The sequence below is a fragment of the Streptomyces sp. NPDC001851 genome, assembly GCF_040297165.1.
In the GTDB taxonomy this organism is placed as follows: domain Bacteria; phylum Actinomycetota; class Actinomycetes; order Streptomycetales; family Streptomycetaceae; genus Streptomyces.
This window is the reverse complement of the sequence record NZ_JBEOYR010000052.1, coordinates 16084-28514: the sequence shown is the minus strand read 5'-3', so window position 1 is coordinate 28514 and position 12431 is coordinate 16084. Positions and strand designations below refer to the sequence as shown.

Annotated in this window: 8 protein-coding genes and 3 pseudogenes; 10 read left to right on the top strand and 1 reads right to left on the bottom strand. The window is 67.3% G+C overall.

Annotated elements, in window-relative coordinates; all coding sequences use genetic code 11:
• The 7 genes and pseudogenes from ABT171_RS40925 to kilB all read left to right on the top strand — a co-directional run.
• Positions 1–208, top strand: a 208-nt coding sequence (locus ABT171_RS40925) for a hypothetical protein (RefSeq protein ID WP_351251947.1), incomplete at its 5' end; no start/stop codon positions are given.
• Positions 209–330: 122 nt separating this feature from the next.
• On the top strand, positions 331–999 hold the full coding sequence (locus tag ABT171_RS40920; RefSeq protein WP_503078952.1) for an HNH endonuclease family protein: 669 nt from the start codon (positions 331–333) through the stop codon (positions 997–999).
• A 204-nt stretch (positions 1000–1203) separates the two neighbouring features.
• Positions 1204–1806 (top strand): DUF6417 family protein, encoded by a 603-nt coding sequence (locus tag ABT171_RS40915; RefSeq protein ID WP_351251945.1) that lies wholly within the window; start codon positions 1204–1206, stop codon positions 1804–1806.
• Between the two features lie 373 nt (positions 1807–2179).
• Positions 2180–2678: pseudogene (locus tag ABT171_RS40910) on the top strand (GNAT family N-acetyltransferase).
• Positions 2679–3343: 665 nt separating this feature from the next.
• Positions 3344–4597 (top strand): annotated as a pseudogene (locus tag ABT171_RS40905) (IS256 family transposase).
• A 52-nt stretch (positions 4598–4649) separates the two neighbouring features.
• The gene (locus ABT171_RS40900; RefSeq protein ID WP_351251943.1) at positions 4650–5153 is read left to right on the top strand and encodes a hypothetical protein; all 504 of its coding nucleotides are present in this window, start codon (positions 4650–4652) and stop codon (positions 5151–5153) included.
• 9 nt (positions 5154–5162) lie between these two features.
• A pseudogene (gene kilB, locus ABT171_RS42105) lies at positions 5163–5399 on the top strand (plasmid transfer protein KilB); the annotation flags it as partial.
• Positions 5400–5564: 165 nt separating this feature from the next.
• Here kilB and ABT171_RS40895 read toward each other — a convergent pair.
• Entirely contained in the window at positions 5565–5807 is a 243-nt protein-coding gene (locus tag ABT171_RS40895; RefSeq protein ID WP_351251941.1) for a DUF3761 domain-containing protein, read from the bottom strand.
• Positions 5808–6676: 869 nt separating this feature from the next.
• On the opposite strand from ABT171_RS40895, the gene ABT171_RS40890 reads away from it, so the two are divergent.
• The 3 genes from ABT171_RS40890 to ABT171_RS40880 all read left to right on the top strand — a co-directional run bounded on the left by ABT171_RS40890 (position 6677) and on the right by ABT171_RS40880 (position 12391).
• Complete coding sequence (locus tag ABT171_RS40890; RefSeq protein ID WP_351251939.1) at positions 6677–7225, top strand: hypothetical protein; 549 nt, start codon at positions 6677–6679, stop codon at positions 7223–7225.
• Positions 7226–7583: 358 nt separating this feature from the next.
• Complete coding sequence (locus tag ABT171_RS40885; RefSeq protein WP_351251937.1) at positions 7584–7853, top strand: hypothetical protein; 270 nt, start codon at positions 7584–7586, stop codon at positions 7851–7853.
• Between the two features lie 449 nt (positions 7854–8302).
• Positions 8303–12391 (top strand): SGNH/GDSL hydrolase family protein, encoded by a 4089-nt coding sequence (locus tag ABT171_RS40880; RefSeq protein ID WP_351251935.1) that lies wholly within the window; start codon positions 8303–8305, stop codon positions 12389–12391.
• Positions 12392–12431 lie beyond the last annotated feature (40 nt).

Below are 12431 nucleotides of genomic sequence, written 5' to 3'. Positions count from 1 at the left end.
CAGCGGCTCGATCCGGTCCCACATCGCATCGGTGATCACTAATCGGACGGACACATCCGATCAACTGACGAACCCATCAAAGAGACACGCTCTAGGCGTCACCGGCAAGGCCTGCGAGCTTCGCGCGTTCTTCCGCGGCGGATCGTTCCAGCCTGATCAACTCATCGGGACCTCCGCCACGAGCATGGATCTTAAGCGGCGGGTGTGACAGGCCGACGATCGCACTTACCGCCCGATCGGGTAGAGCCGTTCCGGGTTTTTGGGCGGGTCGGCGCCGGGAGCCGGTACGAAGATCACGCATTGTTCGTGTCTTCGAGAGGATCCCTGTTCGTGCGTTTCGTCTGGGCCGCCACGGCTGCCGCCTTCGCCGCCCTCCTCGTCCCGTCGACCGCTCACGCCGCGCCAGCCGCTGCCGTGCCCGGCGAGACCATTACCGCCCCCGTGCGCGACATGCTGGCTCAGCTCCCGGTCCGTACCGAGGACCGCACTGGTTATGAGCGCACGAAGTTCAAGCATTGGGTCGACGCCGACAGGGACGGCTGTAACACCCGTGCCGAGGTGTTGAAGGCCGAAGCGGTCATCGCACCCGCACAGGGAGCGAAGTGCACGCTGAGTGGAGGGGAGTGGTACTCGCCCTACGACGACCGCTACATCGACGGCCCTAAGGGGCTGGACATCGACCACTTGGTCCCGCTTGCCGAGGCCTGGGACTCTGGTGCCTCCGCTTGGACGGCGAAGGAACGGGAGGCCTACGCCAACGACCTGGGCGATGACCGGGCGCTGATCGCGGTCTCGGCCGCGTCGAACCGGTCCAAGGCCGACCAGGACCCGTCCACGTGGCTTCCGCCGGCCGAGGGATACCGCTGTACCTATGTCACCGACTGGGTGGCGGACAAGACCCGCTGGGGCCTGAGCATCGACACCGTTGAGAAGGCCGCGCTCACCGACGTCCTCAGCGACTGCCCGGACGTCCCCGTCATCGTCACCACGGCACACTGACGAGCCGGCCCCGACGCCCTGGCTGGTCCGGCCACACTGGCCGCGCCGGGCGCTGACACCCGGCATGTCATGGTCTGGGCCCGTTCCGCGTGGCCCACACGTGTCGGTGATCTATCCAGCGTTCCGCCACGCATCTGGTGGGCGGGCTCCTACCGTCGCCGTAACCGGAGTTCAGCGGTGAGCGGGAGAGTGGGGGAGGGGCGTATGCGCGGCAGGAAGGCATTGCTCGAGGCGCTGCGGGTTCTGCGTGACCACCAGGAGGCTGCCCAGCACGGCTGGGTGCTGCTCGGCACGCTGCGCCCCGAGCACCACAAAGGGGTGGAGGCCGCAGTGGGACTGGGCCAGGCTGAGCTGGCCGACCGTGAGATGCGGGCGGAGTTGTCCGCGTACGAGGGGAGGGCCGTCCGATGGGCGGCCCGGCTCACCGGTCACGGCCGGGACGTGCTGGCCTACACCGAGGCCAGCCCGGCCCCCGAGCACCGGCTTGAGGGGCCGGCGATGGGTGAGCGGCTGGTGGAGCTTCGCCGCTCGGAGATGGATGTCCTGCGTCTGTACGTGCACCTTGGTGAACGGCTGCATGTGCCGCCGGCCGCGGGCCTGGCCGACAAGGTGCGCACCGCACGCCAGCTCGGCAGCCTGTGGGCTCTGTATCTGAACGAGGAGCAGATCGCCTCTGTTGCCTATGCCTTCTACCTGCGCTCGATGGGCGGATCGGTCACCGAGGCCAACCGGTTCGCCCGCCAGTACGGTGTCGCCTACCGCGTCAACAGCTCGACGAGCAGCCCGCGGTTGACCAGGCTGCCATGAACAAGCACCCGAGTGTCTCGATTCTCGGCGACACCGATTCTTGGCTGCACACGGTGTTCTCGCGCCGTGAGATCGAGGGCTTGCACGTCCGTGCGTGACGCCCGCAAGGCCCGCAGCGCCGTCAGGTCGATCGCCTCCCGGGGACCGGCGCCAGGATCCTGGTCGTCAGGGTCGGCGGCCGGGGACGCGAGCAGTGGAGTCCACGGGCCGGGAGTGCACGGCATCGCCGGGGGCGGTGCCGTGCATCCACCCGATGCGCACCCGCCCCGTTTCTCCTTGACCACGACCGGTGTCAAGACGTCTCAGGGGGATAAGGAGTCAAGAGGGAGTGCGAGCCTTGATCGCTACCAAGGCCGCTGATTGGCTGGCCGACATGAATGATCTCGGACCCGTTGCGTGGCCGCCTGCACTGATCAAGACCGAGAGGCTCGTGTTGCGTGAGCCCGAGGCCAGGGACCGTGCGGCGTTCATCGAAGTGCACGCCTCGTGTGAGGTGCACACCTACCTCGGCGGCCCCCGCCCGCATGCCGAGCTTGAGCGCGGGATGCCCGAGGTGCCCGGGCGGCGGCCCGGAAGTTTCGTCGTCGATCTCGGCGGGGCGATGATCGGCCAGATCCTGCTCAGGAGAGCAACAGAGCACCTTTGCCCCACTGCCGTGGGGAAGGTCGATCTCCGCCGAAGCGTGCGCGGCGGCACTGGACTGGCTCGAAGACGTCCTTCCGGGTGAGCCGGTGGTGCTCGCCACCCAGAGCGCCAACGCTCGCTCGATGCGCCTCGCGGCAAAGCTGGGATTCACCGAAGTAGAGCGGTTCCGGGCCTGGGACGCCGATCAGTGGCTCGGCCTGCGGGCCCCGGTCACGCTCTCCGATTGAGTTCGCGCTTCGGCAGGTTGGGTCTTTCGCAACGCCGTTGTCGTTGCCGAGGTGCGGTTTTGCGGGTCATGCAGGCGCTGGAAGGAGTGGCGCGAAGGCACGCTGTTCGTCGAACGGCTACCGGGTCTGGAGACAGTGGTGGAGCTGTCCGAGGAAGCGGTTGAGCAGGTGGCGTTGGGCAGCGTTGTGCCGGTCTCCGTGTTCGCGTCGGCGCCGGTGTCGAGCCCTGCGTAACCCTGACCCCTATGGCGCCGCCGCCGCGTACCCCGCTGTCCGGCCCACCCCAGGAACCGACTACCTGAGAGGACCCGTGAGCTGATGGCCATATTGCCTTCTATCGTTGCCGTGCTTGGCACCCTCGCTGGTGCCCTGACCGCCGGGCTCCTCCAGCACCGCTCGGCACGCACCGCACGCGCCGAGGAGCGCGCCGACAGCCATCGCCAAGGCCAGCTTGGCACCGTCACCGACTTCGCTGCCGCCCTCGACGCGCACCGCTCAGCGTTGTTCCATCGGGAGCGTCTGACCCTGACCGAGGCAGGAACCGAGCAATGCTCAAGACCTGTGGATCAGCCCCGGGCGGGGACGCGGAGGGCGTACCTTCCCGAATGATCCTGATGGTCACCGAGTAGGCCCGCGTTCGCAGCGCGGGTCGGGAAGGCACGCCCGTGCTCAGCGTAGTGAATGCCGACGGTTCCACGGAGACCGGCTCCCTGATCGACGTGATCGTCCGTGAGGGCGCCCGCCGGATGTTGGCCGCCGCTTTGGAGGGCGAAGTCAACCAGTACATAGCCGAGTTGGCTGCCGAACGGGACGAACGTGGGCACCGCCTAGTGGTCCGCAACGGTCACCACCGGCCCCGCACTGTGGTCACCGCGGCCGGACCAGTCGAGGTCACCGTGCCACGGGTGAACGACCGCCGCGTCGATGAGGCCACCGGCGAGCGCAAGCGGTTCTCCTCGAAGATCCTGGCCCCGTGGTGCCGCAAGTCACCGAAGGTGAGCGAAGTGCTGCCGCTGCTTCTACCTGCACGGACTGTCTTCCGGGGACTTCGTCCCGGCGCTGGAGCAGTTCCTCGGCTCGGCGGCTGGGCTGTCGCCGGCGACCGTGACCCGGCTGACCAGACAGTGGCAGGACGACCACGCCGCCTTCCAAGACCGCGACCTGACCGACCGCGACTTCGTCTACGTGTGGGCCGACGGAGTCCACCCAAGGTCAGGCTCGGTCAGGCGCACTCGTGCGTGCTGGTCCTGATCGGCGTCCGTCTGGACGGCACGAAGGAGCTGATCGCGCTGGCGGAGGGGCTGCGGGAGTCGACCGAGTCGTGGGCCGACCTGCTGCGCGATTGCCGCCGGCGCGGCATGCGCGACCCCGAGCTGGTGGTCGGCGACGGAGCGATGGGCTTGTGGAAGGCACTGGCTGAGGTGTTTCCAGCTGCCCGGCACCAGCGGTGCTGGGTTCACAAGGCTCGGAATGTCGCGAACTGCCTGCCGAAGTCCGCACAGCCGGGCGCAATGAAGGCGATGCAGTAGATCTACAACGCCGAGGACCGCGACCACGCCGAGCGGGCGATCGAGGCGTTCGCGAAGACCTACGGCGCCAAGTTCCCCAAGGCCGTCGCGAAGATCACCGACGACTCCGAGGAGCTGCTGGCGTTCTACGACTTCCCGGCGGAGCACTGGGTCCACCTGCGCACCACGAACCCGATCGAGTCCACGTTCTCCACGGTCAAGCTGCGGACCAAGGTCACCCGCGGCGCCGGCAGCCCGGCTGCAGCCCTCGCCATGGTCTTCAGGCTTGTCGAATCCGCCCAGGCCCGCTGGCGCGCGGTCACCGGAGCCCACCTCGTCGCCCTGGTCCGCGCGGGCGCCGAGTTCGAAAACGGCGTCCTGATCGAGCGCGCGGAAACCGCCGCAGCCTGACCGCGCGTCACACGATCCACAATCCGACAGCTACGCCGGGAGGGTCAGACCCATGGCCAGGGGCCAGATAAACCGGGTAATCGGAGCCCTCTTCGGGCTCATCTTTATCGAGGCCAACGCGGGTGCCTTGCCATCGAGCGCCGGCATCCCCTTGCGCGTGCTCGCGATCGGCGCATTCCTCGTGCTGCTTGTCGCGCTTCGGCGCGGCCACCTCTCTACGCAGACCACCCACGCGCCACAACAGGGCTTCGGTCGACGCTACTGGGCCGTGGTGGTCATCGAGGCGGTGGCCGGGCTGACAGGCATCGTGCTCATCAATGGTCTGCTGCAGGCCCCGCTGGCGACTTTGCCCTGGATCGCGTTCGTGGTCGGACTGCACTTCTTCGGGCTCGCAGCCGTCTGGCGGATGTCCGCGCTCGTGTGGCTCGGCGCAGCCATGTCTGCGTGCGGAGTCGCGGGCCTGGCGCTGGCTGCTTGGGGCTCGTCCGCAGTGATCATTGCAGCCGTCGCCGGGGTCGCTCCGGGAGCCCTGCTGCTCGGCTCTGCCGCAGCCTGATCCACAACTATTGACAATTGCTCGCAGGAAACCCGGCACCAGCTGCAGGCACTGACGAGATCCCGCGACACCCGGGCGGCAATCACCGCGCCCCACATCCGCCTCCAGGTCCTGGGCCCTGAGCTGGCCGGTCTCGCCCAGCAGGCCGCGGATGCCACGTATGCGCTGTGCAAGGCCACCGACCAGATGGAGCTGGGTGCCCGGTGGCACGCTGCCAAGGAAGCATCCGTTGCCTTCATCGCCGCGGCCGCCACGCTGCTGAGCCCCAACTGCTGGCTGAGGGCGACCACGGCCAGCATTCCCTGTCGTCCGATCGTGCTGGGTCCAGACGCTTTGCCGGTATACACCGCAGGTCGCCTCTCCAAGTGCGGAGGAGGCGACCTGCGCGCTGTCGAGGCAGTTGTGGAGCGGCTACTTGAACCAGTAGCGCACGCCGTGGTGGTGGGAGCAGGTGCCCTGGGAGTGCCGCGAGTAGGACACGGAGGCGTCCACGCATTTCGCGGTCTCGTACTTGTCCTTGGGCTTTTGGTGGTGCGTCCAGCCGCACACGCCGGTGGTGTGGTGGATGCAGTGGTGGGCGGTGTTGGTGGACGGCAGTGTCGCCGCGGACGCGGCTGGTGCACTGAAGAAGACGCCGGCCACGGCGACAGCCACCGCCGAGACAGTAAGACGAGCGCGCAAAGGAACCCCCCTTTGAGTTCGAGCTAGTGCGGAGGGACTCTATACGGCTTTCAACCGCTTACATGCCGTTTCGGAGTTCTGGATGCGGCCACGGCCGCGGAGACCTGCGATGCCGGCCGGAGCTGTCACGACTCGGTTTGCCCCGGAGCAGGGCGGACCGGTCGTTAGGCGTCGCGTGAGGGGACACGGGCTGCGAGTTCGGCGGCGAAGTGGCGAGCCTGGGCGCCCCAGTCGTGGTCCGTCCTGCCGAAGTGCTGCAGTGGTGGGACCCGGTCGGCAGGGCTTGTACACGTGGATGGCCGACCAACTCGCCCAACACCCGCCCTACGCGCCCTCGCCCCCGTTGATGGCCCCCCGTACCGGGGACCAGCTCCACGCCCGCGGGGGGTAGCTCTTCGACGTAGCATGGCCGCGGCCACGGATGCGGGCTGAATGCCTGTATCCCCGCCCGCAAGGGTACGCACCGCACGGTAGTGGGGTGCGTTACAGCAATCTTCCCTCATCCGGCTGGCAAGCCGTGCGCGCGTTTCCGCCATGGTCTGCGCGCACCCTGCAGGTTCCGCTTCCGCTGCAGATCGCATGCGGAGCACTGTGTCCTCCTGGTTCCGCTTGCTTGGTGGCAGGGACCGTCTCCTCGCCATTTCGAGCCCAATGCTCTTGTGCCTGCTGCTGCCTGCGGGCATAGAGTGACGACCTGCTCCCGGCCAGTTGGGGAACTGCCCGCCTGCAACGTTCGGGCGGGACGGGAGCGGACGACCAACACTCAGCGCAACGGGGACCCCACACGCACCTGCTCCAACAGGCTGGTCTCCTTGTGCCTTCAACATGGGGGGAACTTCGCCATGCGTAAATGGCTGCCTGCTCTTGCCCTGACCACAGCTTTCGTCTCTTCGGTTCTGGCAGCTCCGCAAGCCTTAGCCCAGGACTCGAAGCCCGTTCCCGAGAAGGTGCCCGGCACCAGCGTCGAGCTTTCACCGAGCGCGGCGCATGATCCGCAGACGCGTGCTCTCGCGGCGGCCGATCCCGCGGCGGTGCAAGCCGGCGGCGCGTTGTGTGGGAGCGGATACGAGCTGACTTCGGCAGAGCGCCTTCCGGACTCCCGCCGGTTCGGAACCCTCTTCGCGTACGACAAGTTTGGGCCGCACGGGGGGAGCGGGGCATGCGCCGTGTTCGACAACAACCTCGGGGTCAAGAAGCACATGAAGCTGAAGGTGTGCGCCGGCGGCCACCGGGTCACATGCAATGCCGATGATGGCTGGTTCCTTGACTACGCGGGTCCGGTCAAGATCGAGGGCGACTTCGATCCCGGCTGCGCCGTGGTGAACGCCCTGATGTGGGAAGGCGATGTTGCGATCATCGACCGGCGGGAGGACGTCAGTGGCTGCGACTGACCGTCACCCATCCCTCTCCGTCCCGGAGGTGCACTTCATGCCCGTACGTACGCCAGCGTCCCGTCGGCTCCTCGTTCTGCTCGTCGCTGCTGGAGCGATGACCGCTGCGTGCGGGCACGAACCGGCGAGCCATGGCCCGGACAACTCAGCCGTCCGGCCCTCATCGCCGGATTCCGCCAGGCCTTCGGCCGCTGCCACACCAAGCCCTGACAGGGTGGAGGCAGCCAGGCAGAAGGCGGAAAGAGAGCGCAGGCAGGCGGCTCCGCCCGGGGTGACCATCACGCCATCCCCGGTGACAGGTATCGCCAAGGGCAGTGAGCACTTCGGAACTCCGGTCATCCGACAAGGAGACCTGACCGTGTACACGACCAGGCGGGACGGAGATGCGCTGACGGTCCCTGTCGAGGTGGTCAACAGTGGTACCAAGCGTGCTTTCTACCGATTCCGCCTTCGGATCACAGGGCCGGGAGGTTACGACGCAACGGCCAGCGAATCGGCGGATGTCGTCGGCCTGTATCCGGGGACCTCGTGGCCGGCTGAGCTGACGGTAAGGGACCCCGGTCACATGCCTCCCGCGCATCCGCACATCACCATCGAGAGCATCGAGCGGAACGAATACAAGGCCTAGCAGAACCCCACCTCGGCCCCCCTCCCAACCACCATCCACGGCGTCCTGTTCGCGCGAGCTGTTTGGCGAGCCGGTCCGGGGCCGGACCTGCCGTCCGGCTCCAATACGGCACGCACACGCTGATGAGCGCCTACGCCCATTGAGCCGGTACCAATGGCGCCGCTCGGGCGAGTCGCCCACCAAAATTCGGCGACTCCCCGCGGCCAAGGTCGGCTGATTCACCGGCTCTGGCATGGACGCACACGTGGCCATCGCTGCCACGCTCCCGGGCCAAGCGGACCTGGCTGGAGAAGCCCGGGTCCGCCGTCCGCGCCGTTGCCGCTCTCATCGTCGGCCAACTCTCTTCACACTCGCGCCCACCCTCCGGTCCTCTTGCCGGGGGGTGGGCGGCCGAGCCCTGCCCCGACCAGGCAGGGGATCCTCTCAACCAGAAACGGGGAAGCTCTCTCTTGAGACGCAGAAAAAGAGCGCACCTGCCTATAGCTGCCCTGGCAGCCTGCGCGGCCTTGACCGGCGGCCTGCTGCAGGCAGCACCCGCTGCTGCCGCGCCGACGCCCAGCCCCGGCCACGGCAACAACGCACAGGCCACGCCGGTCCCTCCCGGCCGTGTGACGGATCCGGACAGAAAGCTCGGCAGGGACTGGCAGAACAGTTCCGACCGTGCGGTCACCGCCGCCGCCGACGCGGACGGCTTGCGCATCCTCGTCGCCGACAGCGACAAGGCGTACGCGTGGAAGACCGCCGCTGTCCTGGCCGAACCGGGCCTGCCGGCGGACTCCTGGATCGGCAACCAGTGCCTGATGGACCACACGCACGCGGCTGTCGTCTACGCGCCGCGCAGTTTCACGAACAAGCCGGATCTGATGCAGGGCGGCGCCTTCGCCGCCATCGTCAACCTGACGACCGGCAAGGTGACGAAGCTGCCCTTCACCGCGTCGCTGGCCTCATTCGATCCGTCCTGCAACACGATCACGCACCAAGCCGCCTTCACCGGCTTCAGGGACATGAACGACGCCGCGCACACCCGGACCCGGGTGATCACCGTGGACGTGTCCGGGAAGACCACGGGCACGGCGGCTGCCAAGGGTGAGCTAACGAGCGCCGTTCCGGTGCGGGACGGCACGGTCGCCGCGCTCGGCAGCCACCTGGTCCACCTCGACCACTCGGGCAGCGTGACCAACCTTGCGGACGCGGACAGCACCCCGTTCGACATCCGGCCCTCCGCCGACGGCAGGATCGCCTTCATCGACCGCAAGGGCGACTCAACGGCGCAGGCCAAGCTGTACACCGGCAGTGCCAAGCCGAAGAGCATCGCCTCGGCCAAGCTCGGCGACCTCGACCTCATGCAGGGAGAGGCGGGCAGGGTCTTCCTCACCGGCCACCCCAAGGAATCCACCGCCACGACGGGAACCGGCGTCACCCGCCTCAACGCCCCGGCCGGCACCGATGTGTCCTCACACGGCCGTCTCGCGATCCAGCCGGTGCTCACGCCTGGTGTGCGCGCCGGTCTGACGCACATCAAGGGTGCGGGCAAGGGCTTCGCAAAGACCGGGGAACCCACCTCGCGTACGGCGACGCCCGCTGACGACGGCGAAAAGGCCGTGACGGTCACCAGCACCGCCACCGCCACGGGTGCCGAGCTGACTCAGAGCGTGTACAGCGACGCCTCCGATGGCTCGGGGAACAATCCTTCCCCGGTCTTTGTCACGGCCGACGCGGCACACCGGCCGAAGGGCACCGGCTCGAAGGCGGCCCTAACGGTGAGTCCTCCGACCGACGACGATCGTTGGTGCGCGGTTTCCCGTAATGACCTCAAGGTACAGGCGCTACAGCCGACTTCGAACCAGGTCGAGTGGGCGGTCGACATGGCCGTGCGCGGCGACCTGAGCGCCAGCTACATCACTCAGGGCGGCTACCGTGACCAGGCTGGCCTCGGCACCGTCGACCCACAAGCTCTGTTCCCCCTGCCGAAACTGACGGGGGGCGGTCGAATCCCGGTCAACGTTCTCCTCGGCATCATGGCCCAGGAGTCCAACTTGTGGCAGGCCGAGGGCGGGTCGATCCCCGGACAGATGGGTAACCCCCTGGCCGCTGTCGACGGCTACTACGGCCACAAGGCCGACCCCAACGACCCGGCCGCTTACTGGCAGATCAACTGGGACAAGTCCGACTGCGGCTACGGCGTTGGCCAGGTGACCGACGGCATGCGCCTGGCCAGTCACGAGAAGCCGGGCGAGACCAGCCTGTCCCCGGCCCTGCAGAAGCTCGTCGCGATCGACTACGCGACGAACGTCGCCGCCTCCCTGAAGATCCTCGCGGACAAGTGGAACGAGGTCCACAAGGACGGCCAGAAAATCACCGTCAACGACGATGATCCGTCGAAGGTGGAGAACTGGTTCACCGCCGTGTGGAACTACAACCTCGGCTTCAACCCTCCGTCGGACGCCGGGAACCACTCGGGGCACTGGGGCCTGGGCTGGTACAACAACCCGGCCAACCCCATCTATGCCAAGGGCTGGGGCCATCCCTTCATGAACACCGACGTGGACGGGCCGGAGGCAAACAAGGACGCGGCCCATCCGCAGGACTGGCCCTACGAGTTGAAGGTGATGGGCTGGGCCGCCTGGTCCATCGACACCGGCTACTCCTACGCCACCTCCGGGCGGCAGGACTGGCCCGGAGAGTCCGGCTTCTCCTCCGCCGGCTTCCGCCCCGCCTACTGGAACGGAACGGCCGGCCCAGCCACAGAGCAAGGCAGCGCGAAATACAACCGGGCGCGCGTCGCTCCGGAGCCCGACGTGTTCTGCAACTCCAAGAACAACTGCAACACCGACACGCCGCCGAAGTGCCCCGACGCCGAGTGCTACGCACAGTACTGGTGGAACCAGCCCAATACGACCTGGAAGCCCGACTGCGCCACTACGTGCGGCTTCGAGAACATCAAGTACCAGAGCCTAGTGAAGGAACCGGGACGCGGCACTCGGCTCCAGACCGGTACGCCGGTGTGCTCCCCCGCCCCGGCCGGATCCAAGGTCGTCGCCTCGGTGCCGGACGGAACACCGACCTGGAGCGACCAGAGCGGCTGCGCGACGATCCACTCCGCGGGAAAGTTCCAGTTCTCGTTCAACCCGGGTGCGGAAGGCCGGTACGAAGCGAAGGCCGACCTGCACTCGGTGGGCGGCGGGTACGGCGGCCACTACTGGTATACCCACACCCGCAACGCCGACCACTTCGGCGGTGACGGCGGCTACATGACCATCGACGGCACCTGGACCCTCGGCCAGAGCCTCAACTGGGCGCGTGTCCTGGTCCACCTTCCCGACACCGGGGCACAGACCAGGCAGGCCGCCTACACGATCCACGGTTCTGACACGACCAGCCCTACGCGGATCGTGGAGCAGCGAGCCGGCCGATGGGTCAGCCTCGGCGTCTTCCACTTCACCGGAACCCCGTCCGTGACGTTGACCAACACCACCGCCGACGGGACCGGCGACGAGGACGTTGCCTGGGGCGCGGTCGCTTTCCAGGGCCTTCCCGGTAAACCGAACCACACGGTCGTCGCGATGGGCGACTCCTTCTCCAGCGGTGAGGGAGCCTCCGAGGGCAACCGGGACTACTACCCGGAGACGAACTGGCGCAACAAGGTCAGCGGAGACCGCGACGGCTGCCACCGCTCCACCTACGCGTGGTCCCGGCAGGCAAAGCTCCCCGGCGAACAGCTCTCCATCGGCGAACTGGACGACAACTGGAGCGCGCGGATGGACTACCACCTCATCGCCTGCTCCGGATCCCGCACCTACAACGTGATCGCTCCGGCCGACCCCAAAGACAGAAGATTCGACAACACCGGAGAGTTGCCGCAGCTCAAGCAGGGATACCTGGACCAGAACACCGACCTGGTCACCATCTCCATCGGCGGCAACGACTCCCGGTTCGGCTACGTGATCGCCCAGTGCATGGCGCCAGGGAATCCGTGCCAGGAGAAGAAGTTCGACAACGTCGAAGGCAAGGACGTACCTGACGGCCCCTACCAGGGCAAGCCGCTCGCGGAAGCCGTCCCGGACCTCATCAGCGACGTCGTCGCACCCAGCATCCAGAAGACGATCGAGGCAATCCACCACGAAGCCAAGAACGCCCGGATCGTCCTCATGGGTTACCCGCCGCTGCTGTCCAACGACGCCTCCTGCCTCAACAAGATCCCTCTCGTCGGGATCTCACCGGAGGAATCCCAGTGGCTCAACGGCGTGGCCGACTATCTAGCACAGACGATGTTCGAGACTGCTGACCTCGTCAGGAAGCACGGTGTGGACGTCGGCTATGCCAACCCGCAGGCGTTCTTCTATGGCAAGGCCGTCTGCGGCGACCCCGAAAGCATTCACGGCATTGTCACCGATCTGACAGACAGCGACGAACCGAAGATCGACTGGCCGTTCTTCAAGTTCGGTATCTCCGCGCAGTCGTTCCATCCGAAGATCGCCGGTGCGCGACTGTACGCAGACACCTTGGAGGCCGCGCTGGGCGCCTGGCCCAAGAACTAACCCAGCCAGACCATGTGGGGAAGCCCAACAGGGCTTCCCG